General features: G+C 73.8%; 23 protein-coding genes. 11 read left to right on the plus strand and 12 right to left on the minus strand.

Going from position 1 to position 24,786, the window contains the following annotated elements:
- Positions 1 to 267: 267 nt before the first annotated feature.
- On the minus strand, positions 268 to 945 hold the full coding sequence (locus tag Sm713_RS31885) for a haloacid dehalogenase type II (RefSeq protein WP_212913439.1): 678 nt from the start codon (positions 943 to 945) through the stop codon (positions 268 to 270).
- A gap of 244 nt (positions 946 to 1,189) precedes the next feature.
- Between Sm713_RS31885 and Sm713_RS31890 the strand changes: the two genes are divergently transcribed.
- The 4 genes from Sm713_RS31890 to Sm713_RS31905 all read left to right on the plus strand — a co-directional run bounded on the left by Sm713_RS31890 (position 1,190) and on the right by Sm713_RS31905 (position 3,917).
- A complete protein-coding gene (locus tag Sm713_RS31890; RefSeq protein WP_212913440.1) occupies positions 1,190 to 1,666 on the plus strand; it encodes a redoxin domain-containing protein in 477 nt (158 codons plus the stop codon).
- Between the two features lie 57 nt (positions 1,667 to 1,723).
- Positions 1,724 to 2,806, plus strand: coding sequence for a hypothetical protein (locus tag Sm713_RS31895; protein ID WP_212913441.1), 1,083 nt, complete (start codon positions 1,724 to 1,726; stop codon positions 2,804 to 2,806).
- Between the two features lie 110 nt (positions 2,807 to 2,916).
- Entirely contained in the window at positions 2,917 to 3,681 is a 765-nt protein-coding gene (locus Sm713_RS31900) for a sigma-70 family RNA polymerase sigma factor (protein WP_249416823.1), read from the plus strand.
- Positions 3,678 to 3,917 (plus strand): hypothetical protein, encoded by a 240-nt coding sequence (locus Sm713_RS31905; protein ID WP_212913443.1) that lies wholly within the window; start codon positions 3,678 to 3,680, stop codon positions 3,915 to 3,917. The genes Sm713_RS31900 and Sm713_RS31905 overlap by 4 nt, the downstream gene beginning before the upstream one ends.
- Positions 3,918 to 4,028: 111 nt before the next feature.
- On the opposite strand, the gene Sm713_RS31910 is transcribed toward Sm713_RS31905, so the two are convergent.
- The 4 genes from Sm713_RS31910 to Sm713_RS31925 all read right to left on the minus strand — a co-directional run bounded on the left by Sm713_RS31910 (position 4,029) and on the right by Sm713_RS31925 (position 7,298).
- Positions 4,029 to 4,751: a peptidase E gene (locus tag Sm713_RS31910; protein WP_212913444.1), complete on the minus strand. Its 723-nt coding sequence runs from the start codon at positions 4,749 to 4,751 to the stop codon at positions 4,029 to 4,031.
- A 140-nt stretch (positions 4,752 to 4,891) separates the two neighbouring features.
- Entirely contained in the window at positions 4,892 to 5,296 is a 405-nt protein-coding gene (locus Sm713_RS31915; protein WP_212913445.1) for a transcriptional regulator, read from the minus strand.
- Positions 5,283 to 5,801 carry a hypothetical protein gene (locus tag Sm713_RS31920; protein WP_212913446.1) on the minus strand — a complete coding sequence of 173 codons (519 nt, stop codon included), beginning with the start codon at positions 5,799 to 5,801 and terminating at the stop codon, positions 5,283 to 5,285. The genes Sm713_RS31915 and Sm713_RS31920 overlap by 14 nt, the downstream gene beginning before the upstream one ends.
- A gap of 378 nt (positions 5,802 to 6,179) precedes the next feature.
- Positions 6,180 to 7,298: an NAD(P)/FAD-dependent oxidoreductase gene (locus tag Sm713_RS31925; protein WP_212913447.1), complete on the minus strand. Its 1,119-nt coding sequence runs from the start codon at positions 7,296 to 7,298 to the stop codon at positions 6,180 to 6,182.
- A 53-nt stretch (positions 7,299 to 7,351) separates the two neighbouring features.
- Between Sm713_RS31925 and Sm713_RS31930 the strand changes: the two genes are divergently transcribed.
- Complete coding sequence (locus Sm713_RS31930) at positions 7,352 to 8,038, plus strand: TetR/AcrR family transcriptional regulator (protein ID WP_212913448.1); 687 nt, start codon at positions 7,352 to 7,354, stop codon at positions 8,036 to 8,038.
- Between the two features lie 101 nt (positions 8,039 to 8,139).
- Here Sm713_RS31930 and Sm713_RS31935 read toward each other — a convergent pair whose 3' ends face one another.
- Positions 8,140 to 8,667, minus strand: coding sequence for a CGNR zinc finger domain-containing protein (locus Sm713_RS31935; protein ID WP_212913449.1), 528 nt, complete (start codon positions 8,665 to 8,667; stop codon positions 8,140 to 8,142).
- A 182-nt stretch (positions 8,668 to 8,849) separates the two neighbouring features.
- Positions 8,850 to 9,728 (minus strand): DUF427 domain-containing protein, encoded by an 879-nt coding sequence (locus Sm713_RS31940; RefSeq protein WP_212913450.1) that lies wholly within the window; start codon positions 9,726 to 9,728, stop codon positions 8,850 to 8,852.
- Positions 9,729 to 10,093: 365 nt separating this feature from the next.
- On the opposite strand from Sm713_RS31940, the gene Sm713_RS31945 reads away from it, so the two are divergent.
- The 3 genes from Sm713_RS31945 to cyc2 all read left to right on the plus strand — a co-directional run bounded on the left by Sm713_RS31945 (position 10,094) and on the right by cyc2 (position 15,250).
- Positions 10,094 to 11,923 (plus strand): MOSC and FAD-binding oxidoreductase domain-containing protein, encoded by a 1,830-nt coding sequence (locus Sm713_RS31945; RefSeq protein ID WP_212913451.1) that lies wholly within the window; start codon positions 10,094 to 10,096, stop codon positions 11,921 to 11,923.
- A gap of 52 nt (positions 11,924 to 11,975) precedes the next feature.
- On the plus strand, positions 11,976 to 12,785 hold the full coding sequence (locus tag Sm713_RS31950; protein ID WP_212913452.1) for a phosphotransferase: 810 nt from the start codon (positions 11,976 to 11,978) through the stop codon (positions 12,783 to 12,785).
- Between the two features lie 254 nt (positions 12,786 to 13,039).
- On the plus strand, positions 13,040 to 15,250 hold the full coding sequence (gene cyc2, locus Sm713_RS31955) for a germacradienol/geosmin synthase Cyc2 (protein ID WP_212913453.1): 2,211 nt from the start codon (positions 13,040 to 13,042) through the stop codon (positions 15,248 to 15,250).
- Positions 15,251 to 15,349: 99 nt separating this feature from the next.
- Here the strand turns inward: cyc2 and Sm713_RS31960 are convergent, their stop codons facing one another.
- Positions 15,350 to 16,219 carry a hypothetical protein gene (locus Sm713_RS31960; RefSeq protein WP_212913454.1) on the minus strand — a complete coding sequence of 290 codons (870 nt, stop codon included), beginning with the start codon at positions 16,217 to 16,219 and terminating at the stop codon, positions 15,350 to 15,352.
- 118 nt (positions 16,220 to 16,337) lie between these two features.
- On the opposite strand from Sm713_RS31960, the gene Sm713_RS31965 reads away from it, so the two are divergent.
- Positions 16,338 to 17,210, plus strand: coding sequence for a LysR family transcriptional regulator (locus Sm713_RS31965; protein WP_212914983.1), 873 nt, complete (start codon positions 16,338 to 16,340; stop codon positions 17,208 to 17,210).
- 164 nt (positions 17,211 to 17,374) lie between these two features.
- On the opposite strand, the gene Sm713_RS31970 is transcribed toward Sm713_RS31965, so the two are convergent.
- On the minus strand, positions 17,375 to 17,830 hold the full coding sequence (locus tag Sm713_RS31970) for a VOC family protein (protein WP_212913455.1): 456 nt from the start codon (positions 17,828 to 17,830) through the stop codon (positions 17,375 to 17,377).
- Positions 17,831 to 18,195: 365 nt separating this feature from the next.
- Between Sm713_RS31970 and Sm713_RS31975 the strand changes: the two genes are divergently transcribed.
- Entirely contained in the window at positions 18,196 to 19,332 is a 1,137-nt protein-coding gene (locus Sm713_RS31975) for an aminopeptidase P family protein (RefSeq protein WP_212913456.1), read from the plus strand.
- A gap of 92 nt (positions 19,333 to 19,424) precedes the next feature.
- Here the strand turns inward: Sm713_RS31975 and Sm713_RS31980 are convergent, their stop codons facing one another.
- Together Sm713_RS31980 and treZ are read right to left on the minus strand one after the other, a co-directional pair.
- Complete coding sequence (locus tag Sm713_RS31980) at positions 19,425 to 20,444, minus strand: aldo/keto reductase (protein ID WP_212913457.1); 1,020 nt, start codon at positions 20,442 to 20,444, stop codon at positions 19,425 to 19,427.
- A gap of 271 nt (positions 20,445 to 20,715) precedes the next feature.
- Positions 20,716 to 22,494 (minus strand): malto-oligosyltrehalose trehalohydrolase, encoded by a 1,779-nt coding sequence (treZ, locus tag Sm713_RS31985; RefSeq protein WP_212913458.1) that lies wholly within the window; start codon positions 22,492 to 22,494, stop codon positions 20,716 to 20,718.
- 337 nt (positions 22,495 to 22,831) lie between these two features.
- On the opposite strand from treZ, the gene Sm713_RS31990 reads away from it, so the two are divergent.
- The gene (locus Sm713_RS31990; protein WP_212913459.1) at positions 22,832 to 23,383 is read left to right on the plus strand and encodes a DUF1707 and FHA domain-containing protein; all 552 of its coding nucleotides are present in this window, start codon (positions 22,832 to 22,834) and stop codon (positions 23,381 to 23,383) included.
- 39 nt (positions 23,384 to 23,422) lie between these two features.
- Here the strand turns inward: Sm713_RS31990 and Sm713_RS31995 are convergent, their stop codons facing one another.
- Complete coding sequence (locus Sm713_RS31995; RefSeq protein ID WP_212913460.1) at positions 23,423 to 24,670, minus strand: M14 family zinc carboxypeptidase; 1,248 nt, start codon at positions 24,668 to 24,670, stop codon at positions 23,423 to 23,425.
- Between the last annotated feature and the right edge of the window lie 116 nt (positions 24,671 to 24,786).

Below are 24,786 nucleotides of genomic sequence, written 5' to 3' on the forward strand. Positions count from 1 at the left end.
CGGCGGCAGGTGGCGCCGCGGTAGCGCGCGGGACGGCCGGTGGTCCGGGCGCCGGGCCGGGCCGAAGGCGTCCACCGCGACGTCCAGCACCCTGGCGCGGCCTCGTCGGGCGTCCGCCCGGCCGATGCCCTCGGAGGCCCTGGTCATGTCACGTCATCCCCGTTCGCCGCACTCAACCGGGTGCAGCATTCCACACCGCCTCCGGGGGCACCACGCACGACCGGGGCCACCGTCCCCCGGCGCCCCGGGCCGGTGCCGGGGCGCCGGTCAGGCGCCCAGGTCCACCTCGATGATCCGGTCGACCACCTCCGCGACGTCCGCCGCCACGATGTCGGGCTGAAGGCCGAGCGGGCTCGGCACCTGGCCGGGGCGGGCGACGAACGCGGCACGGCAGCCGGCGGCGAGCGCGCCCGCAACGTCCCACGAGTGGGCCGCCACCAGCCGGACGTCCCCGGGCGACACGTCGAAGGTGCGCGCCACGGCGTGATAGGGCTCCGGGGCCGGCTTGAGGTGCCGGACGTCGTCCGCCGACATCACCCGGTCGAAGGAGTCACGGATACCGGCGTGCGTCAGCTGCGCCTCGGCCACCCACAGCACGGAGTTGGTCAGGGCCACCACCTTCAGGTCCGTGGCCGCGAGCCTGCGCAGCGCGCCGGGGACGTCGGCGTGCGGGCGCAGCGCGGTCATCCCCTCCACCGTGCCGGTGACGTCCTCCTCGGTGAGGTCGACCCCCTCGCGCCGCGCGACCATCTCCAGCGCGGCGCGCTGCGCGGTCGTGAAGTCGACGTACTCGCCCGTCAGGCCGCCGACGAACGACAGCTGGAGCATCGTGGCGAACCACTGCGGGCGCAGCGCCGCCGAGCCGAACAGCGTCAGGAACCGCTCGTCCAGCGTGCTCAGGTCCAGCAGTGTCTCGTTGACGTCGAAAGCGATCACTCGGGTCATGTGCGTGCCCGTCCCTCGGTCGGTGCGGCTGCTTCCTCGTCATTGGCGAGGAGCCGGATGCCGGTTCTTACCCTGCCGTTCCCTCCCGCACGGCGCTCGCACGGTCGGACCCGGTAAGACGCGGCCCCCGCCCGAACGCACATGGGACAGCAACGCGTCCGGCAGGGACCGCGGGTGCCGTCCCGCGGCGGCCGGCGGCCCTCCGCGCGCGGACCACAGACGACCCGAGAGGCAGGCCAACGCCATGACACTGCTCACCACCGGTTCCGCATTCCCGGACCTGACCGTCGACGTGGCGGGCGGCGGCCCGCTCTCCGTGCGGGACGAACTGGCCGGTCACTACGGTGTCGTGCTGTTCTACCGCGGCTCCTGGTGCCCCTACTGCCGGGGCCAGCTCGCGGCCTTCCAGCGGGCCGGTGAACGCCTGGCGGAGGTCGACACCAAGGTCGTCGCCCTGTCCGTGGACGACGAGCCGACGACCCGGGAGCTGATCGGCAGGCTCCGCCTCACCTACCCGGTGGGCCACAGCGCCGACGCGGACGCCGTGGCCGCCGCGACCGGCGCTTTCGTGAACGACGACCCCAGGCACCTGCAGTCCACAGGATTCGTTCTCGACCCGGAGGGAAACGTGCTGGTGTCCGTGTACTCCAGCGGGGCGATCGGCCGCCTGGTCCCTGAGGACGTGGTCGGCCTGATCGCGTATGTCAGGGACCATGCCTAGCCAGGACACGACAGGGCCGGTGGCACCGCCCGCCCGCACCCGAAGGAGTCACCGACCGTGAGCGACACCGCCTTCACCGTCGAGCGCTCGGACCGCTGGCTGCTGCGCGCGCCCGACGGCGCGCCGTTCCTCTCCATCGGCGTGGTGCACGCCGACGACACCAACCTCCGCTACCCGCACAACGCCGGGATCCACCGCGCCCGCTACGGCGGCTCGCGCCGGCGCTGGGTGCGCGAGAGCCTGGTGCCGGAGATGGCGTCCTGGGGGTTCAACACGGTGGGCTGGACGTCCGAGTACGTCAGCGGGGCGGGCCTGGCCACGGAGGGCGGCGTGGTGGACCTCGGCCACTCGGAGGGGCTGCCGGCCGAGGTGCTCGCCGGGGCGGGCGTGCCGTACACGCTGTCGCTGCGGGTCGCGGAGATCGAGCACTGGAACGGCTTCCCCGCCTACCGCGACCCGCGCACGCCCGCCTTCGCCGAGTGGTGCGACCACCTGGCGAGAACGGTGTGCCGACCGGACGACCCGAGGCTGCTCGGGTACTTCCTGGCCGACGTGCCCGGCTGGGGGCGCCACCCGACGGGCGCCGGGTACCCGGCCGGCGAGCTGGCCGGGATCGCGGACGCCTACTACCGCGTGGCGACGGAGGCCATCCGCCGCCACGACCCGCACCACCTGATCCTGGGCGACCGCTACGGCACCCGCACCGGTGTGCCCGACGCGGTGCTCGACGCCGCGGCGCCGTACCTCGACGTGCTGTCCGTGCAGACGTTCCCCGGACCCGCCCCCGGAGCCCTGGACGCCGCGCTGGAGCGCATCGAGCGCTGGCAGGAGAGGACCGGGCTGCCCGTCCTGATCGCCGACACCGGCAACTGGTGCCCCACCGCCATGAACCCCGGCCGCACCGGCTCCGCCAGGGACCAGCGGGAGCGCGCCGCGGGCTACACGGCGTCGGCCGAGGCGTTCGCGGCCCGGCCGTGGTGCGTGGGCTGGCACTGGTGCAGCTGGCTGGAGAACCCGCACCGGGGCTTCGGCCTGAAGGACCCGTGGGACGAGCCGTACCGGGACCTCACGGACGCCGTCACCGAGGTCAACCACCGACTCCTCGGGCAGCTCCACGTCCAGGAACTCCCCGAGCCATGACTCCTTCGGGTGCCGTCCCCGCCCCGGCGGGGCCCCGCGAACGGGCGCCCCGCCCGCGGCGGGCCACCGGGCGGACCGGGCGGCGGCGGGCCGGCCCTACCATGACGGGCGTGCATTCCGTACCCCTCGGTGACAGCGGCGAGGCCGCGGGCGGTGATCCGCCCCCGGCCCGTGCTGCGGTGCCGCCGCGCCTCGACCCGGTGCCGGCGCGGCTCGACCCCGCGCCGCCGCGCCTCGATCCCGTGCCGGCGCAGCTCGATCCCGTCTCGGCGGGGTGGGTCGCGGACCTCACGTCCGAGGGGGCGGAGTACCAACAGGCGTGCACGCGCCTGCACGCCGACCTCCTGCGGATCGCGTTCAAGGAGCTGGCGCGCCGCCAGGCCCGGCACCGCCTGCAGGGCCGGGAACTGGACGACATGGCCCACCAGGTCGCCGCGGACGCGCTCCTCGCCATCACGAGGAAGGTCGAACGGTTCAGGGGCGAGAGCCGTTTCACCACATGGGCGTACAAGTTCGTGATCCTCGAGGTGTCCAGCAGCCTCGGCCGCCTGTACCGCCGCACCCAGGAGGTGCCGATGGAGGCCGAGGAATGGGAGCGGCTGCCGGACCGTTTCGGCTTCGACCCGGCCGAGCAGTCCGGCGCGCGTGACATGGCCGCCGCGCTCCGCACGGCCGTGGACGAGGTGCTCACCGCCCACCAGAGGAGGATCTTCGTGGCCCTGGTCCTGCACGGTGTGCCCGTCGACGCCCTGGCGGCGGAGCTGGACACCACACGCAACGCCCTCTACAAGACCATGTTCGACGCCCGGCGCAAGCTGCGGCTCCACATGGAGGAGCACGGGTACCTGGAAGCGGACGCGCGGAGGCGGCCATGAACGACGCCGACGCCGGCGCGACGACCGCCGCCGCCCGGCTGGGCCGGTTCCTGGAAACGGACCCGCGGGACGTGGGGTGCGAGACGGCGATGGAACTGCTGCACGTGGTCGTCGACCTCAAGGCCGCCGGCCTGGCACCCGAGGAGCGCTACCCGGGCGTCGCGGCCCACCTGCGTGCCTGCGGACCCTGCTCGGACGAGTTCGAGGGGCTGCTCGCCGCGGTGACGGATCTCTGACCGGATCGCACCAGCCCCTGACGGGGTGGTTCCAGGGATCGCACCACGCCGCCCCGTGACGGGAGGCCCGCCGGGAGAGGGCGCGGTGTCCCCGGACGGGTGCGGGCCCGCTCACTGTGCCTCGGTGAGCAGGCGGCACGGCACCGCACGTTCCACGGCTCCGCCCTGCCCGTCCGGCTCCACGCGGAACAGGCGGGCCCGCGGTGCCCGGGTGACCGCCTCGGCCAGGGCGCCGTCCGCGAAGAGCGCGCCGACGCCGTCCTCCAGCGCCCACCCGGCAGGCAGGGCACCGCTCGCCACGGCGGCCAGGTAGGAGGACCGACGGCCCGGTTCGCCGTCGTAGTGCGGGCAGACGGAACCGGGCAGCAGGCCCAGCCCGTCCGGGAGGGACGTGAGCGGGCCGAAGGAGTCGGTGTGCGAACCCTGCGCCCAGCAGTTGGCCCCGGCGCTGATGCCGCAGAGCAGCGTGCCGCGGTCGTGGGCCTCGCCGAGCAGCCGGTCCACCCCGTGGGTGCGCCATACCGCCAGCAGGTTCGCGGTGTTGCCCCCGCCGACGTAGACCACGTCCTGCGCGAGCAGGAACGTGCGCAACTCGTCGTCCGAGAGTTCCCGCTGGAACAGCGCCAGGACCCCGGGCTCGCAGTCGTCCGGCCCGAACGCGGCACGGAACTTCTCGATGTAGGCGGGGGCGTCGCCGCTGGCCGTGGGCACGAAGCACACCTTGGGCCGGCCGGCGCGCGCGTGGCCGAGCAGCCAGCCGTCCAGCAGCCGGTCGTCGTCGGTGGAGAAGCCGCCGCCGAGGAGGGCCAGCCGGCGCGGGGGAGCGGTGACCACGGGGGTGCCTCCTCGGGGCGGTGTGGGACGGGGCGGTGCGTGGGTGGGTGACGGGGTGAGCGGGTACACGGTTCAGCCTGCCTGCCTGCCGTTCAGCCGCTCGGGCCTTTGGGGCTTTGGAGCTTTGGGCGTTCGGCGTTTCAGCCGTCCCGCGGGCCGGTTCTTCCGTCGTCCGTCTGCGGGTCCGTCGCAGCGGACGGCCTCCCGGGTCGCCGGGTCTCGTCCGGCCGGGGTTGGTGTGCCCGTGCTGCCTGCCGTGAATCGTCGACGATGCGCTGGAGGGCCGCGACATGGGATTCCAGCGCTTCGCGGCCCTGGGCGCTCAGGTTCAGCCAGGTCCTGGGGCGCTTGCCCACGTAGCCCTTGTCCACTTCCACGTATCCGTGGTTGCCGAGCGTCGTGACCTGCTTGGACAGGGCGGAGGGGGACAGGCCCACCGACTCCCGGACCCAGGAGAACTCGGCCCACTCCACCCCGGCGAGCAGCGACACGATGGACAGGCGGGTGGGGTCCAGTAGCACGGGGTCGAAGTCACTTGGCGGCACGGCCGGCGCCTGGGTCGTCCGCGGTGCCCGGCCGGGCGGCCGCGAGCAGGGAGCGCTGGATGCGCCGGCCGAAGAGGATCAGGACGAGGCCCAGCACCGCTCCGATGGCGGTCCGCAGGTACGGCACGGACAGGTTGCCGTGCGGAATGAACGCGCCCACGAGCCCGATCACCATGACCGCCAGGATCACCAGGCGGTGGTACCGCGTGAAGCGCGGTGAGATCTGGTCTCCGCGCAGCCGGGTGGGCCGGCCGAGGAACGCGGAGCCACGGCGGGTGCGCAGCAGCACGGCGTAGGCGACGGCGAGGGCGGCGATGCCCCAGGACGTCCAGATCGCGGAGCCGGAGCCGAAGAAGTCGGGCGCGGCGACCAGCAGGAAGATCGCCACGCCGAAGAACACCTCGACCCAGCGCGCGTCGTGGACGGAGTCGAAGGTCTGGTCCCTGCGTATGCCGACGTCATGGAGGGAGCGTGCGGCCTCGTCGGGTGTCGGGCGTTCTGTCATGACGGCCTCCAGGAAGCTTTCTTTGTGCGAACTAGTTTCTACTCAGGAAACTAGTTTCCCGTAGGTGTGGTGTCAAACATCCGGGGCGTCGACGGAGCGCGACGCGTGCTCGTGGGGAGGGTGGTTCGGCACTCGCCGAGCAGCCGCCGAACGGAAAGCGCCCGGCCGGGGGCCGGGCGCTGCGAGGAGTGGGATGCCGCCGAGTGGTCGACCGCCTGGCCGGTCCGCTGTTGCTCCTCCACGCGCAGTGGCCGGCGGCGGTCTCCCGGCTGAGCACCGCTCACATCGAGAAGGCGGACAAGCCGTGGTGAGCTGCTGGTGCTGGTGCTGGTGCTGGTGCTGGTGCTGGTGCTGGTGCTGGTGCCTTGCGCTTGCCGGTCAGGATGGCTGGACTTCGTCGAAGAGTGCGAGAGCTTCGGCGGGGTCCGGGCTCACGAGGCGTTCCAGACCGGTCGTCGTGATCTTCGACCACCTGCCGGCCCGTGCCCACATCCGTTCCTCGAACGCGCGGACGGCCTCGTCCAGATCCCCGGGTCCGGTGGCGAGGGACTCGGCGAGTTCGGCGCCTTCCAGCATCGCCAGGTTCGCGCCTGCCCCCAATGGAGGCATCAGATGGGCGGCGTCGCCCAGGAGCGTCACCCCGGGGACGTGGGTCCAGGTGTGGGACACGGGCAGGACGTAGAGGGGGCGGTGCGCGAAAGCGGTGCCGTGGCGGAGGAGGTCGAGGACGGGGGCGGCCCAGCCGTCGAACAGGGCCAGCAGTCTCGATCGCACGGCGTCGGCGTCGGCCAGGTCCAGGCCCGTGTGCCAGTCCAGCGACGCGCGGAACTGGGCGTATACCTTCACGTGGCCGCCGCTGTTGCGCTGGGCGACGAGTGCGCGGTTCACGCCATACGCGGCCACGGAACCGTCGCCGATCAATTCGGCGAGGACAGGGTGGCGGGTGTCGGCGTCGTCCAGGGAGGTCTCGACCAAGGTGACGCCGGTGTAGTGCGGCGTCACCGACGAGACCGCCGGGCGCGTCCGGGACCAGGCGCCGTCCGCGCCGACCACGAGGTCGAACGGTTCCTGTCGCCCGTCCGCGAAATGGACCAGCACGCCATCCCGGGTCCCGGGCACCACCTGCCTCACGCCGCGCCCCCACTGGACGTCGAGAGGGCCGAGCAGCAGATCGCGGAGTTGCCCGCGGTCGATCTCGGGATTGGCCCGGTCATCCGGACGGGGTCGCCAGTCGCGCAGGACGGTCCCGTCCGTGTCCAGGATGCGCATGGCCTGCCCCTCGGGTCGAGACAGCGCCTGGAACTCAGCCAGCAGCCCCGCCTTGTCCAGTGCGAGCTGGCCCAGCCCTTCGTGCAGGTCCAGCGTGCCGCCCGGGGGGCGGGCGTCGTGGGAGGCATCGCGTTCGAGGACGGCGGCCGGATACCCATGGCGGTGCAGGACGCGGGCGAAGGTGAGGCCGGCGGGGCCGCTCCCGATCACGGCAATACGGTGTCTCATGGCGATACACTGTATTTACCCAGTATGACGTATCGCAAGGGAACGGTGTGACCATGACCGTGTGGGACCGGCCAGAGCCGCCGACTCGCCCCGTGCCGCTCGACAGGGAGCGGATCGTCGCCACCGCCATCGCGCTGGCCGACGAGGGCGGGCTGGAAGCGGTGTCGTTGCGGAAGGTCGCTGCCCAGCTGAACGCCGGCCCGATGAGGCTGTACGGATACATCTCCACCAAGCAGGAGTTGTTCGACCTCATGGTGGACGAGGTCCACGCCGAGATCCTTCCCGAGGAGCAGCCCGGTGACTGGCGGGAGGCGCTGCGCATCCTCGCCCACCGCACCAGGCAGGCCGCTCTTCGCCACGAATGGCTGGCCGACCTGCTCGGCGGCCGCCCGACCCTGGGCCCGAACGGCCTCGCCGTGACCGAGGCCAATCTGGCCGCCCTCGACGGCCTCGCCGACATCGACACCGTCATGCGCGCCGTGGAGACCGTCGGCGCCTACTCCACCGGCGCGATCCGGCGCGAGATCGCGAACCTGCGGGCCGAGCGCGCCACGGGCCTGCCGAAGCGCGACTGGCAGCGCGCCTCCGGCCCGCATGTGACGAGGATGCTCGCCACGGGCCGCTTCCCGGCGCTGGCCAAGGCCGTGTACGACGGCACGGACGTGGACGCCGAGGCATCCTTCGCGACCGGCCTGGACTGGGTCCTCGATGCCGTGGCCGCCAGACTCACCCAGCCTTGATCGTTTACTTGGTCCGGAAAAGGGCGGGAGGTCGCGGGGGTGGGAGGCCGCGGAGGTGGGGCGGGGCGCCGCCAGGTGGAGCGGTCAGGTGCGGCGGCCAGTCAGGTGGTCCTGCCGCGCTGCTGGGTGCGCCCGTAGTGCTTGCGGGCCTTCATGCGGTTGCCGCACACCGCCATGGAGCACCAGCGGCCGGTGTTCGCCTTGCTCCGGTCGAGGAGGAACAGGCGGCACTCCGGGTTGGCGCACGGCTTGAGGCGGCCGGGCCGCGTCTCGGCGAGCGTGCCCCAGGCGAGCACCGCGGTGGCCGCCCACTTCCGGTCCGCGGGGACGTCGAGCGTCCACGCGACGCCGTGGCCGGTCACCTCCGGCACCGGGCGGGCCCCGCGCAGGAAGCCCGCCAGCGACTCGGGCGGGCCCTCCCCGCGCACCACCTTCTGGAGGGCGTCCCGTGCGGCGCGGGTGTGGCGGAGTTCGCCGGCCGTGCCGGTGCCGCCGTGCTCCCGCAGCCACCGGCGGCCGCCGTCGGGGTCGTCGAGGAGGTCCTGCTGGGTTCCCTGCACGACCGGTGTGGTGTTCAGCAGGTCCAGGAGGCGTTCTTCTTCGGATCGGTCGACAGGTATGGAGATCATCGCTTCGCTCGGTCGGGGGCGGACGGCTGTTCAGGGTTGGCGGCGGTCGCGTGCCGCCCCGCGTGCGGATGCGGGCGTCGAGCGCGGCAGTCTACTCGCGGGCCCGCCCGCTCGCGGGGGCTGGTTGGCCCGGGGCCCACGGCTTCGCCGGGCAGCCTGTCCGGGGGGTGGTCGCCCGGGGGCTACGGCTTCGCCGGGCCGCCCGCCCGGCTGAGCTCCTCGGCGTCCAGGCCCCGGTCGATGCCGTGCGGGACCACGGCCTGCCCGGGCTCCAGCGCGAGACGCTCGCCGTCCAGGTACACGGCCACCTTGTCCGGCTCGAACGAGACCATGTCCGAGACCGGCGCCACCTGCGTGTAGGCGTCCCGGTACGACCACGCGGCTCCCCGGACGCCGCCGATCTCGTAGTAGTCCGCCAGGCCCTTGTAGGGGCAGAACGTCTGTCCCTCGACAGGGGTCAGGGCGTCCTCGTCGACGTCGGTGCGCGGCACGTACCAGCGGGGCGCGAACCCGGACTCGAAGAGCACCAGGGGGCTCTCGGTGCGGGCCACGGTCCGCTCGCCGTCGCGCACCTCGAGGGTGCGCGAGGTGTTCCTGATGTCGATCCGGTGGTACATGTCCGCCGCGTGCCCGAGAACCCGCTCGTCCTCCTCGTAGAACCCGTCCATGGCGCGCCACGCGAAGGCCACGCGGTCCTGGAACTCCGCCGCGTACCCGGGCGGGTCGGTGTACCGCCATGCGGCGCGGCCCGCCTCCTTGTCGCCGCTTCGCACGGTGTACCAGGCGGTGGGCCCGAGTTCCCGGTGCTTGGTGGTGCGGTCGGTGTCCTCCAGCACTCCCTGGCTGACGTCCCGCACGGGGAAGTACGCCACCGGGTACCGGCCGGGCTCGTGCAGGAGCCAGACGTCCTCGCTGTCGGCGATCCACTCGCCGGCGAACCGCACCCGCATCCGGCGCCGCAGCGGCTCCGCGAAGAGCAGCTTCTCGGGCATCGGGACTTCGGTCAGGAACTTGCCGGCCGGGTGCTCCCCGAGCGGTCCCTGCTGCCATGACAGACCCATGATCCCTCTCCTCCTTCCGAGCCGGTGAGGCGCCGGCCCGCCGGTCGGACGGGCCGCCCGCCACCGGGTCGCCTGCCCTCTGTGTTCCCCTATCCTCACCCGAGCTAACCCCATAGACAAGATTTACAGGTTAGATGGCGAGCGCATACAGTCTAACCACGGAAACCATTTTCGGGGGTTAAATGCGGCCCTCTGCGCGATGGGTGCGCCGCAGGGCGCGGCGCGGCACGGGATGTGGGGCCGGGGGCCGGCCGCCGGTGGCCGCGACCGCACCCCGACGGGGGATCCCGGCCCGCCTCCGGTTGCGCCGGTGCGCGGCCGGGCCAGCATGAGGAATACGGCGGCAAGACCGTGAGGTGAGCGTGGTGGCAAGGCTGCTGTCGGTGAACGTCGGTCTGCCGAAGAACGTGCCCTGGCACGGCCGCACCGTCTACACCGGCGTCTGGAAGCACCCCGTCGAGGGGCCGCAGACCGTGCGCAGGCTCAACATCGACGGCGACGGCCAGGGCGACCTCCAGGGCCACGGCGGGGAGCAGCGCGCCGTGCTCGTCTACCAGATCGACTCCTACCGCTACTGGCAGGAGTACTTCGGCCGAGACGACTTCGGATACGGCCAGTTCGGGGAGAACTTCACCATCGAGGGGCTCCCGGACGACGAGGTCTGCATCGGGGACCGCTACCGGATCGGCACCGCCGTCTTCGAGGTCACGCAGCCCCGTGTCACCTGCTACCGGGTGGGCCTGCGGATGGGCGAGCCGCAGATGGCGGCGCTCCTGGTGGCCCATCACCGGCCCGGGTTCTACTTCCGCGTGATCACCGAGGGGCGGGTCACGGCCGGCGACGAGATCGTCCTGCTCTCGCGGGGCCCGGAAGCCGTCACCGTCACCGAGATCGACGCCCTGCTGTACCTGCCCGGGCACCATCGCGACGACATCGAGCGCGTGCAGCGGATCCCCGCGCTCAGCCCCGGCTGGAAGGCGTCGTTGCAGACGCTCATCGACCAGGGCGGCGCCGGCAAGGAGACGCTGGGCGGCAACCCCGCGCTCAACGCCGCCTCCGGGGGGCCGCCGCCGGGCTGGCAGGGGTTCCGTCCGATGCGGGTCACGGAGATCACCCGGGAGAGCCGGGACATCTTCTCGCTGACCCTGGCTGCCGAACCTGCCGAACCTGCCGAACCTGCCGAACCCGCGGAGGAAGGCCGGCAGGACCGCGAGGCGGAGCCGCTTCCGATCCCCCTGCCCGGGCAGTTCCTCACCCTGCGCCTGCATCCGGAGGCGGACGGGCCCCCGCTCATCCGCAGCTACTCCCTCTCCGGCCCGCCGGACGAGACGCGGTACCGCATCACCGTCAAACATGAGCCGCACGGCCGCGCGAGCGGATACCTGATGGAGCACGTGCGCGAGGGGGACGCGCTGGACGTCGCCGCCCCGCGCGGCACCTTCACGCTCGCCACCGGTGAGAGGCCGCTGCTGCTGATCTCCGGCGGGGTCGGCGTGACGCCCGAGATGGCCATGCTGCACACCCTGGCGGCCCAGCGCTCCGAACGGGAGGTGTGGTGGCTGCATGGCGCGCGCAACGGCTCCGAACGCGCCTTCGCCGACGAGACCCGCGCGCTGCTCGGACGGTTGCCCAGGGCCCACGAGCACGTCTGCTTCAGCGCCCCGGAGCCCGAGGACCGTCCGGGCCGCGACTACGCCGCCGCGGGCCGGCTGTCGGTGGGCCACTTCGCGCGGCTGGGGGTGCCGACGGAGGCGGAGGCCTACCTGTGCGGGCCGCCGGCGTTCCTGAAGGACATGCAGGACGGCCTCGCCGAGTACGGCCTCGACCCGGGCCTGATCCGCACCGAGACGTTCGGAACCATGCCCTCCGTGACGCCCGGCGTGACCGGGACCACCGAGCCCGCCGGGCCGCCCCACCCACCCGAGGGCGCCCCGGGCCCCGGGCCCGAGGTGTCGTTCGCGCGCAGCGGCCTCAGCGCCACCTGGGATCCGAAGTACGCGAGCCTCCTGGAGTTCGCCGAGGCGTGCGCCGTCCCCGTGCGCTGGACGTGCCGGACGGGCATCTGCCACACCTGCGAGACCGGGCTCCTCCAGGGCGACGTGGCCTACAACCCCGAACCGGTCGACCCGCCGTCCGAGGGCAACCTGCTCACGTGCTGCTCGGTCCCGCGCACGGAGGTCGTGCTGGACCTGTGAGGCCGTTCCCGGCAAAGGGCTGAGGGACAGCGGCTGCCGGCCCGTCAGTAGCATGATGGCCATGACGGCTGAGTGCGAGGCGCTGCCGGGCGGCATGCTGAACGAGGGAGCCGTCCACCGCCACGGAGAGCTGGTGGAGCGCCCGGCGCCGCGCAACGCACGAGCGCTGCACGCTTATCTCCTCGCGCTGAGGGGGCACGGTTTCGACGCGGCCCCGATGCCGGTGGGCCTCGCCCCGGAGGGCCGTGAACGGCTGACCTTCCTTCCCGGCGAGGTGGCTCTGCCGCCGTTTCCCGGCTGGGCCATGACGGAGGCCGCCCTCGCATCGGTGGGGCGCCTGCTGCGCCGCCTGCACGAGGCCGGAGCGGCCGTCGCCGTCGACACGCGTGCCTGGTGGCCTCGGGACCTCGCGGACCCGGAGGGCGGAACGATGCTCTGCCACAACGACGTGTGCCTGGAGAACGTCGTCTTCCGTGACGGCCGTGCCGCCGCCGTGATCGATTTCGACCAGGTGGCCCCCGGCCGTCCCCTCTGGGACGTCGCCATGACGGCCCGCTACTGGGTGCCCATGCTCGACCCCGTATCGGCAGCCGGCTTCTATCCCACCGGGCTGGACGCCCCCGCGCGCTTGCGGATCCTCGCCGACGGCTACGGTCTCCCGCCGCGCGACCGTGCCGAGTTGCCCGGCGTCGTCGAGCAGGCCACGGAGGTCTGCCGGGCCTTCGTGGCCCGCCGCGTGGCCGGCGGTGACTCCGTCTACGTGCGCGCGCTGGCCGAGCGAGGCGGATGGGAACGCTGGGACCGCATCCAGGCCTGGTTGGCCGATCACCGCGAGACGTTCACGGCCGCACTGCTGGGCTGACCGGGGAGCACGGGCCGGGGCGCCGGGCGACGCCGCTGCTCCGGCTGTCGGAGACGGGCGTGCGCGCGGGAGCCGTCCGCGGCTGCGCTCAGGACGCCGCGGGCCGCCGAGCGGGTGCCCCGCTTCCCCGCCCGCACGGCCGAGGTCCCGCCTCCTCTTCCCCTCCCGTCACCCGAGCAATCGTCCGTTCACGCGATGGTGCGATGATCTGCACGATCGCGGATGGGTATCGGGGCCATGGGTAGGGCCGGGCCATGACGCAGCCGTTTGAACTGCCGAAGTTCTATATGCCGTATCCCGCCCGCCTGAACCCGCACGTCGAGGAGGCCCGCACGCACGCGCGCGCGTGGGCGCGCACCATGGGCATGCTGGAGGGCTCCGGCGTCTGGGACCAGGCCGACCTGGACGCGCACGACTACGCCCTGCTCTGCGCGTACACCCACCCGGACTGCGACGCCGAGGCGCTCTCGCTGATCACCGACTGGTACGTCTGGGTGTTCTTCTTCGACGACCACTTCCTGGAGATGTTCAAGCGCAGCCAGGACCGCGGGGGCGGCAAGGAGCATCTGGACCGGCTGCCGATGTTCATGCCGATGGATGCGTTCGCGCCGGTCCCGGAGGCCGCCAACCCGGTGGAGGCGGGCCTCGCGGACCTGTGGGCCCGCACGGTGCCCGCGATGTCCTCCGAGTGGCGGGCGCGGTTCGCGCGCAGCACCGGGAACCTGCTGAACGAGTCGCTGTGGGAGCTGTCCAACATCAACGAGGGCCGGGTCGCCAACCCGGTCGAGTACGTCGAGATGCGCCGCAAGGTGGGCGGCGCCCCCTGGTCCGCCGGACTCGTCGAGTACGCCACCGCGGAGGTGCCCGCGACGGTCGCGGGGGAGCGGCCGCTGCGGGTCCTGATGGAGACCTTCTCGGACGCTGTCCACCTCCGCAACGACCTCTTCTCCTACCAGCGCGAGGTCGAGGACGAGGGCGAGCTGAGCAACGGCGTGCTGGTCCTGGAGAGGTTCTTCGGCTGCACCACCCAGCAGGCCGCCGACATGGTGAACGACATCCTCACCTCCCGGCTCCACCAGTTCGAGCACACCGCCCTCACCGAGGTCCCCGCGCTGGCCGCCCTGAAGGGCCTCGGCCCCGGCGAACTCGCCGCCGTCGCCGCGTACACCAAGGGCCTTCAGGACTGGCAGTCCGGCGGCCACGAATGGCACCTGCGCTCCAGCCGCTACATGAACGAGGGCACGCTCAGCACCTCACCGCTCGGCGGCCCCACGGGCCTCGGCACCGCCGGCGCCGACCTCCCCGGCCTGCTGGCGGCGGTGGGCGCCGAGCGGCTGCGCCGTTACACGCACGTGCCGTTCCAGCACGTCGGCCCCGAGGAGCTCCCCGACTTCGACATGCCGTTCCCCCTCACCCTCAGCCCCCACCTGCCGGGCGCCCGGGTGCGGACCACGGACTGGTGCACCCGCATGGGCATCCTCAGCGAGGGCATCTGGGACCAATACCGCCTGGACGCCTTCGACCTCCCCCTCTGCGCGGCCGGCATCCACCCGGACGCCACCGAGGACGAGCTCGACCTCAGCTCCGCATGGCTCGCCTGGGGCACCTACGCCGACGACTACTACCCGATCGTCTTCGGGCACCGCCGCGACCTGGCCGGCGCGAAGCTGTGCACCGAACGGCTCTCGGCCTGCATGCCCCTGGACGGCGAGGAGATCCCGCCGCCCGCGAACGCCATGGAGCGCGGCCTCGCCGACCTGTGGGCGCGAACGTCCTGCGAGATGACCCCGGACGAGCGCCGCACGCTGCGCGCGTCGGTCGAGGTGATGACCGAGGCCTGGCTCTGGGAGCTGTCCAACCAGGCCCAGCACCGCGTCCCGGACCCGGTCGACTACATCGAGATGCGCCGCGCCACCTTCGGCTCCGACCTCACCATGAACCTGGCCCGGCACGGCTGTGGCCCCGCGCTCGATTCGGAGGTCCACCGCAGCGGGCCGGTCCGCTCGCTGGAGAACTCCGCGGTCGACTACGCCTGCCTCCTCAACGACATCTTCTCCTTCCGCAAGGAGATCGAGTACGAGGGCGAGATCCACAACGCGGTCCTCGTCGTGCAGAACTTCTTCGGCTGCGACCAGGCACGCGCGCGTGCCGTCGTGGCGGACCTGATGGTGCAGCGGATGCGGCAGTTCCAGCACGTCGCCGCCCACGAGCTGCCGGTGCTCCACGAGGACTTCGGCCTCGACGAGAAGGCCCGTGCCGCCCTGGACGCCTACGTACGGAACCTGGAGAACTGGATGGCCGGCATCCTCAACTGGCACCGGAACTGCCACAGGTACACGCGGGCCGACCTCGCGCGCCGCCTGACCACACCGGTACGCCCGGCCGCACCGGCGCCTGCCGGCCCGGGCGCACGCATCGGTGTGCCGGCCGCGGGGCCATGGCGGTCCGCCATGCCGCACGGGTGACGTGGCCGCGCCCACGGGGGAGTCCGGTCGGGGGCCGGGTCGGGGGGAGCCCGGTCGAGGAAGGTCCGTTCAAGGGGAGCCCGGTCGGGGAAGGCCCCGTCAGGCCGCGTCGCCCACGGCCGGTGCGCCGGCCGCGTGGGCGGCGGCCGCCCGGGCCAGGGCGCGCACCAGCGGGTGCGGGCTGGACCCGTCGCCGGCCAGCTCCGGCTGGAAGAGCGTGGCCAGGAAGAACGGGTGGCCGGGCAGCTCCACGATGCGGACCTGCCCCTCCTCGTCCGCGCCGGAGAAGACCAGCCCGTGCTGCTGAAGGGTGTCGAGGTGCGAGACGGGGCCGTAGGCGCAGTGGTAGCGCTCGATCGAACGGTCGACGCCGAGCACGGACTCGGCGAGGGTGCCGGGCCCGAGGACGACGGCGCCCTCGTGCCCGACCAGCGAGCAGGCGAGCGGGCCGATCAGCAGGTCCTCGGCGTCCGGGTCGGACTCCCCGTGCGCCGCGCTGGCCAGCCCGCACACCGCACGTGCGTACTCCAGCAGGACGTGCTGGAAACCGGCACAGGTGCCGAGCAGCGGAATGCCCTCCGTGCGCGCCGTGCGGATCGCGGCGAGCGCCCCCGCCTCACTCCGGTACGGGCTGCCCGGCAGCACCCACACGGCGTCGAACCCGGACACCGCGCCCTCCGCCTCCGCGTCCTCGGTGGGCACCCAGTAGGCGTCCAGCACGATCCGATCGCGCACGGCGAGCGCCTCCAGGAGCAGCGGGATCCGGGTGTGCGAGCGGACGTTCGGCGAACGGTCGCCCACCAGGGCCAGCCGGGCGGGCCCCCGGGGGCCGTCCGGGGCTGCCGCGACCGCGGGCGGCGATGCCCGGGTGCCGGACGAGCGGGCCCGTTCGTCGGGCACGTCCGCCGTGCGCCTCGGGGCGGCAGGCGGGGTGGGGCCAGGGCCGGGGTTCTTCCTCGTTTCGGTCATGGCCTCCATGGTCGGCGGCCGGGGGAGTTCACGTCCAACGATGAAATCTGCTCGCTCCATAAGCGTTCCTGATGGAGGGTGGTTGGTGACCGGCACGGGGTCGGAGAGGCTGGAGGCCATGGACCCGCACCTGCTGCGCACCTACGTCACCGTGGCCCGGCTCGCCTCCTTCTCGGCGGCGGCCCGCGAACTCGGCTACACCCAGTCCGCGGTGTCCCAGCACATCGCCGCGCTGGAGCAGGACCTGGGCGTGCCGCTGCTCGGCCGCCGCCCGGTGGCCCCGACCCCGGCGGGCGAACGGCTGCTGGAGCACGCCGGCGGGCTGCTGCTGCGGCTCGACGCAGCCCGCGCCGACGTCGTGCGGATGGCCGGCGCCCCGGAGCAGGGCCTCACCCTGGCCGCCACCCCCACCGCCCTGCGCCGCGCCACCCTGGAGCTGCTGCCCGCAGCCGGTGTGACGCTGCTGGTGCTGCCCCGCGAGAAGGTCCCCGCTGTGGTCGCCACCGGGACCGCGGACCTCGGCCTCGTGGACGGGCTCGCCGCACCGACCGACCCGTTGCGGCTGCCCGACGTCGCCCCGCTCACCGCGCGGGGCGCGGGCGAGGAGCCGGTGAGCGTGCTGCTGCCCGCCGGCCATCCGCTGGCCGGGCGCGCGGGCCTGCGGCTCGGCGACCTCGTCGACGCCCGGTGGCTGGACGCGCCCGGCACCGCCCTGCCGCTCGCCCAGCTCAGGGCGGCGAACGGCACCGGCGGCTTCCGGCCCGCCCTCCGGTACGACGGCACCGACCTGCGCACCCTCACCGACCTGGCCGCCGCAGGCCACGGCCTGGCCCTGCTGCCCGGCTCGGCCGCCCAGGACGCGCCCGGCACCGTCGCCGTCCCCCTTACGGACCCACCACTCGTGCACCGGACGGAACTGCTGCACGGGGCCGCACCACAGGGCCCGGCCCGGGCGCTGGCGGAGCGGCTCGCGCGCGGGGCGCAGGGGTAGGGGGACGGCGCGTTCGTGCGGACCCGAAAACCAATGGCGGACGCCCGCGTGCGGGCTCACGACGACCGCATGCTGAGCACCCTCGCCACCTTCCTGGGGAGGGCTGAGGGAGTCCGGCCGCCGTTCGGGGCTCGTCGCGTGGTCCCCGTACCGCCTCAGGAGGTTCAGCCGGTGGTGCCCGCCGGCGGGTCGGCGAAGACGCCGTGCAGCATGCCGCTGGCCTGGCCCACCTCGATCAGATAGCCGTCGGGGTCGCGCATGTAGCAGCGGATCTCGGGCCCGCGGTCGATCGGCGGGGTGAGGAACTCGGCGCCCTTGGCACTCCACTCCCGGTGGCAGGCCTCGATGTCGGCCACCCGGATGTTCAGGAAGCTCGTCGCCGTCCCCGGGTCGGTCGGCGGGTGCAGCGTGACATCCGGCTTGTCCGGGGTGCCGCCGCCGCCCGGGTTCATGATGATCCAGCCGTTGGCGAGCTTCACGATGCACGGGTTCTCGTCGAGCACCACCTCACCGCCCAGCACCTCCGAGTAGAACGCCCGCGAACGGGGCACGTCGGACACGGTCAGGAAGTGGGTGAGCACTATCCCGGCCTCCGGGGCCGGCAGATCCTCACGGCGCATGTCGGACTCTCCCTCCGCGCCCGGCCGGGTGGAGCGGTGGCGCCGGGTGCGTGCCGAGCGGACGATCGAGGGCACCTGACCGGACGGCATGCCGGGCCGGGGCGCCCCTCGCCATGGTGGGGGAGACCGGGGGATTCCGAAACTCGATCATGCCGGAGCCGGAGCCGGAGCCGGAGCCGGAGCCGGGACTGGGACTGGGACTGGGGCCGGAATCGGAATCGGAATCGGAGCTGGGAGCCCGCAGCCGCCGCAAATGGCTGGGCGCCGCGCCCTTCCGCGCGGCAGGATGCACCCGTGGCTCCGCGGGCGGCGCACCCCGGCCCGGTGGCCGCAGGCAGCGTCCCGCTCCGCACCCTGGAGGCCCGATGACCGAGCGCCCCGCAACCCCCGCGCCGTTCACCACCGACGACTACCGCGCCCGGATGGCCCGCGCCGCCACGGCCGCCGCCGACGCGGGCCTGGCCGGACTCCTGGTCGCCCCCGGCCCCGACCTCGTCTGGCTCACCGGCTACCGGCCGACGTCCGCCAGCGAACGGCTCACCCTGCTGGTGCTCGCCCCCGGCCACGACCCGGTGCTCGTGGTGCCCACCCTGGAGGCCGGAGACGCCGAGCGCGCCCCCGGCGCTCCCGCGCTCACCCTCCGGGACTGGACCGACGGCCAGGACCCCTACGCCGCCGCTGTGCCCCTGCTCGCAGGCGGCGGCCGGTATGCCGTCAGCGACGACACCTGGGCCGTCCACCTGCTCGGCCTGGAACGGCGGGCCCCCTCCAGCACCTCCTTCACCGCGCTCGGCGAGGCCCTGCCCATGCTGCGCGCCGTCAAGGACACCGCCGAACTGGACCGCCTCGCCGCCGCGGGCGCCGCCGCCGACGCCGCGTACGAGAAGATCAAGAACGTCCGCTTCGCGGGCCGCAGGGAGACCGACATCGCCGCCGACCTGGCCGCCCTGCTCCGTGAGTTCGGGCATGCGCAGGTGGACTTCACGGTGGTCGGCTCGGGCCCCAACGGCGCCGATCCGCACCACGAGGCGGACGACCGCGTGATCGCCGACGGCGACATGGTCGTCCTCGACTTCGGCGGCCTGAAGCACGGCTACGGCTCCGACACCACCCGCACGGTGCACGTGGGCGAGCCGACGGCGGAGGAGCGGCGGGTGCACGAGGTGGTGCGCGAGGCGCAGGAGCGCGCGGTGCGGGCCGTGCGGCCCGGCCCCACCTGCCAGGACGTCGACCGGGTGGCCCGGGAGACAATCATCGAGGCCGGTTACGGGGACCGTTTCATCCACCGCACCGGGCACGGCATCGGAGTCACCACGCACGAACCGCCGTACATGGTCGAGGGCGAGCTCCAGCCCCTCGTCCCCGGCATGTGCTTCTCCGTCGAACCGGGCATCTACCTGCCCGGCCGCTTCGGCGTGCGCATCGAGGACATCGTGACGGTCACGGACGACGGCGTCCGGCGTCTCAACACCACGTCTCGGGAGCTCGCGATCGTGCAGTGAGCGCCGGTTCGGCGGGGCGGGGCGTCCGCCGTGGGACAGGCGGGCGGTTCGCAGGCGCGGAGCCGGAGCCGGAGCCGGGGCCGGGGGCGGGGTCAGTCCTCGCGCGGCTCCCGGTCGCGGTGCCGGTGCAGCACGTCGTACGGGTACGGCGGCGCCGTCCGGCCCGCCTCCGTCAGCCGCCGCGCCTGCGTGTCCGTCAGCTCCCAGCCGACCGCGCCGAGGTTGTCCGTGAGCTGCTCCACGGACCGCGCCCCGATGATCGGCGCGGTCACCCCGGGCTGCCGCAGCAGCCACCGCAGGGCGACCTGCGCCGGGCTGCGGCCGGACTCCTCGGCGACCGCGAGGACCGCGTCGACGACCCGCCAGGTCTCCTCGTTGTCCCGGTCGTGCCAGCTCCCGCGGCCCCGGGCGCGCCCGCGCTCGGCCACGCGGGAGCCGGCCGGCGGGGAGGACATCCCGCGCCGGTACTTGCCGCTCAGCCAGCCGCCGCCCAGCGGGCTCCACGGGATCACGCCCACGCCCTCGGCTGCGCAGAGCGGCAGCAGCTCCCACTCGATCGTGCGCGCCAGGAGGTTGTACAGCGGCTGCACGCAGACGTACGGCTCCCACGCGTGCTCCCGCGCCACGAAGAGCGACTTCTGCAACTGCGTGGGGGAGAGGTTGCTCGCGCCCAGGTAGCGGACCTTGCCGGAGGTGACGAGGGTGTCCAGCGTCGACAGGGTCTCCTCGATCGGAGTGGTCGCGTCCCAGACGTGGGTCTGGTAGAGGTCGATGTGGTCGGTGCCGAGCCGCCGCAGGCTCGCCTCCACCGCTGACAGGATGTGCCCCCGCGACAGGCCCGAGGCGTTCGGGGCCTCGCCCATCGAGCCGAACACCTTGGTGGCGATCACCAGGTCGTCACGCCTGCGGCCCTTCAGCCAGCGGCCGAGGATCTCTTCGGAGACCCCGTGCCCGTAGACGTCCGCCGTGTCGACGAACGTGCCGCCCGCCGCCACGAACGCGTCGAGCATCCGGTGGGAGGCCGCCTCGTCGGCGTCCCTGCCGAACGTCATCGCGCCCAGGCACAGCTCGCTGACCCGCAGTCCGGTGCTCCCGAGGAATCGCTGCTCCATGCCGTGTGGTGTCCTTCCGCCCGCTCGTGCTGGTCCGTGCCGCTTGTCCTCGCTTCGCGGGGACGTCGCACACGTTAGGAGCCCGGGTGCGCACAGGGCGCCAACCCGCGGCGTGCGTCGCTGCCTGTCACCGGTTCCGGTCGCGTTCGCCGGCGTGGTGTCGCCGGTCCTCGGTCCTCTCCCCTGGGACCGTTCTCCCTGGCCCGACCCCGACCCCGACCCCGACCCTGCGCCTGGGCCGCGCTCGCGCCTCTCGCCGCGAGGTCCCCGGTCAGCGCCGGGCGGGGTCGGCGGGTGCCAGTACCGCGGCCGACTCGGCCGGCAGGCGCAGCAGCCCGTCGGGGCCGGGCGCCCCGGTGTCCGCGGGGCGCCAGGCCGCGAGCACCGCACCGGCCCTGCGGCCCACGGGGACGTCCACGGGCTCGGGGCCCAGGTTCACGGCGGTGGTGACGTCGCCGCGCCGGACGGAGCACCAGCGTGCCGCCTCGTCGTAGGCGACCCGCACCGCCGCCAGGTCGGGGTCCTGGAGGTCCGTCCGGGCGGCCCGCAGGGCGATCAGGTCGCGGTGCCAGGCCAGCACGCGCGCGTGCGTCTCGCCGCCCGGCTGCGACCAGTCGAGGCAGGAGCGGTCCCGGGTCGCCGGGTCCTGCGGGTCCGGTACGGCGTCCGCGCCGTCGCCGTCCGCCCAGCCGTGCCCGGCGAACTCGCGCCGCCTGCCCTTGCGCACCGCCTCGGCGATCAGCGGGTCCGTGTGGTCGGTGAAGTACTGCCAGGGCGTGGTCGCCCCCCACTCCTCGCCCATGAAGAGCATCGGCGTGAACGGCGAGGTCAGCGTGAGCGCGGCGGCGCACGCGAGCAGCCCGGGGGAGAGCGACGCCGCGAGCCGGTCGCCGAGGGCGCGGTTGCCGATCTGATCGTGGTTCTGCGCGTAGCCGAGCAGCCGGTGGCCGGCCACCCGGGTGCGGTCCAGCGGCCTGCCGTGCCGCCGGCCGCGGAAGCCCGCGTAGGTGCCGTCGTGGAAGAAGCCGTGCGTCAGGGTCTTGGCGAGTGCGGCGAGGGGGGCCCGGGCGTAGTCCGCGTAGTAGCCCTGGCACTCGCCCGTGAGCGCGGCGTGCAGCGCGTGGTGGAAGTCGTCGCTCCACTGCGCGTGCAACCCGAGGCCGCCCTCCGCCCGCCGGGTGATGACCCGGGGGTCGTTGAGGTCCGACTCGGCGATCAGGAAGAGCGGCCTCCCCACCTCCGCGGCCAGCGCGTCCACGGCGGCCGACAACTCCTCCAGGAACGGGTACGCGCGCGTGTCGCACAGCGTGTGCACGGCGTCCAGCCGCAGGCCGTCCAGCCGGTAGTCGCGCAGCCATGCGAGGGCGCTGCCGACGAGGTACGCGCGCACCTCGTCGGAGCCGGGCGCGTCCAGGTTGACGGCGGCGCCCCAGGGCGTCTGGTGGGTCTCCGTGAAGTAGGGGCCGAACGCCGCCAGGTGGTTCCCGGACGGGCCCAGGTGGTTGTGCACGACGTCGAGCACCACGCCGAGACCGCGGCCGTGCGCCGCGTCCACGAAGCGCCCCAGCGCCTGGGGGCCGCCGTAGGGCTCGTGCACGGCCCAGGGCGCCACCCCGTCGTACCCCCAGCCGTGCCGCCCGGGGAACGGGCAGAGCGGCATCAGCTCCACGTGGGTGACCCCGAGGTCCGCCAGGTGCCCGAGGCGGGCGGCCGCCGCGTCCAGGGTGCCTTCGGGGGTGAACGTGCCCACGTGCAGCTCGTACAGCACCGCCCCCGCAAGACCCCGGCCCGCCCAGGGGGCCTGCCGGGCGTGGCGCGCGGGGTCGACGACGGCACTGAGGCCGTCCGGCCCGTCGGGCTGGCGGCGCGAGCGCGGATCGGGGCGGGGCGGGCCGCCGTTCAGGCAGAAGCCGTAGCGGGTGCCGTCCGCGGTGTCGGCCTGAGCCGTCCACCAGCCCGGGCGTGCCGGATCGCGCTCCATCCCGCGCGTGCCGTCCGTCAGTTGGAGGGCGACCCGCTCGGCCTCGGGCGCCCACACCTCGAACTCCACGATCGGCTCCCCTCGTCGGCGGGCCGGCCGCCGCGGCGCGGCCGGCACCCGGCGCCGCGGTGACCGCGCGGCGCGGGGCGGCGCCGCACCGCCCCGCCGTCCATGGTGCGCCAGACCGGGCCCCGTCGCCCTCCCTTCCCCCAGATGTCCCTCCAGGGGTGGACAACAGGAGTGCGGGTGTCCGCGGACGGTAACGAGCCCGTCGTGACTTCGCATCACCTCGCCGCGCCCCCGGTGCGTTCTCCTTCCGTACGCCCAGGTCAGTGCCGCTTTGGACGGTGGGTGCACCGTCCCCGGCTGCTGGACAGGCACCGCTGTGCTGCCTGAGAATCTCCTTGTGACCCCGCCTTCTGAGCCCGAGTCGATCCCGGCGCGGCTGTCCGACGCCGAGCGGGACAGGGCAGTGACGGCCCTCAAGGAGGCCGCTGCTCAGGGGAAGCTCTCCTACGACACGTTCCTGATCCGCATGGAGCGCGCCCTGGCCGCCCGCGAGGCCGGCGAACTCGCTCTGCTCACCGCCGATCTGCGCGGCGAGGGCCGCATGTCGCGCCTGGTGTTCGGCACGGTCAGCGCCCTGTCCGGCTTCACCATGCGGCTGGGCAACGCCTGGCGGGCCGAGCGGCTGCCGAAGCTCCTGCTGCCGGCGCCCGCCGACTCCAGGCCGCTGCGCATAGGCCGCGACCCCGGCAACAACCTGCGGCTCAGCCACGAGACCGTCTCCCTGCGGCACGCCGAACTCAGCCTCCAGAGCGGCCTGTGGGTGCTGCGCGACCTCGGCTCCACCAACGGAACCGTCGTCAACGGCCGCAGGGTGGTGGGCGCCGTCGTCGTCCGCGACGGCGATCAGGTGAGCTTCGGCCAGATGGCGTTCCGCCTGTCGGCCCGCTGACCGGCAGCGCCCCGCCCCGCCGGGTGCCCGCCCGGCGCCTCACACCGTGACGCGCGCGTGCCGTGCGGCCTCGATGACGGTACGGGCCTGATGCGCGACCTGGTGGTCCACCGGCACCCAGCGTGCCCGGAACTGCTCCGCGAAGGAGGCGCACCAGGCCGCCACGAGTCTTTCCAACCGGGGTGCCGCCCGGTCGCCCGAGTCCTCAAGGACCCTCAGCAGCATGGCCGCCGCCCGCAGGGGCAGCCGCCGGCCGAACGCGTCGATGCTGCCGATCGACGCCATCGTGGCCCCCGGCGGCGGTGGCCGCCCCCAGTCCTCCGCCAGGCCCGGCACCAGCGCGAGCACCCAGCGCGCCGCCCGCAGGAGGGGCCCGTCGGTGTCCGGCAGCCTCGGCCATGCCTCGTCTAGGACCTCCTGCACCCGCAGCGTGTCCTGCCGCAGCCTGCCCGCGATGCGGCGCAGCTCCCAGTCCGGCGCGGGGTGCGGCGACTCGTCGTCGACCAGGTCGCTCGCCCACATCGGGACCTCGACGATCGCCGTCAGGCCCCCGTAGCGGTGCGCGTGGTGCCAGGTGCTCATCCGGACGTCGTCGGGCAGGCTGGGGAAGGCGACGTCCACACCGGGCTCCGGCATGACGTGCACCCCCGGCCCCGAGGCGGGCCACCCGGCGGCGTCCGAGGCGCCCGTCTCCACCGGGATGTGCAGCTCGGCCGCCGACTTCGCGAAGGGCTCGGCGAGCCCGGGGATGTCCTTGGTGAGCTGCACCCAGCTGCCGCCCAGGTCGGTGCCGTGCAGCGACACCTGGAGGTAGGGCCGCAGCTCGTCGATGACGCCCGTGAGCGCCCTGGTCTCCGGCGGGAGCCGGTCCGGCGGCAGCACGGACGGCGACCACTCGGGCTGCTCGGGGCCCGCCGGGCGGAAGAACCGCCGGTGGTAGTCGAGCAGCGTGCGGGGCGCCGGCGTGCGGTGCAGCGCGGCGCCGTCCGGGTCCGCGCAGAGCAGGAAGTGCCAGGCGGTGTCCGCGCGAAGCTCGTCGTCCTCAAGGGCGCGCTCGGCGAGGTGCAACAGCGTGGAACCGCCCGCGGGCTCGTTGGCGTGCGCCCCCGCGACCACCAGCACCGCCTGCGCGGCGTGCCCTATGGACAGCAGGTGGAGGGGCCGTCCGGCCCGTGAGACGCCGACCTGTCGCAACAGTCCCAGATCGGGTCGGCCGGCCGCCAGTGTGCGTGCGGACGAGATCAATTCGGGCACGCTGGGATAGTGCTGCTCCATCAGGTGACTCACCCCCCAGAGGTCTGCCTGAAGGTGCGCACCGGCAGTACTTCACGCCGCGCTGCGGCGTGTCAAGGAGTGTGAAGGCATGGCTCGGTGTTGCTGCGCCCCTCGTCCCGCAGGAGCTA

Source organism: Streptomyces sp. TS71-3 (genome assembly GCF_018327685.1).
Lineage (GTDB): Bacteria > Actinomycetota > Actinomycetes > Streptomycetales > Streptomycetaceae > Streptomyces.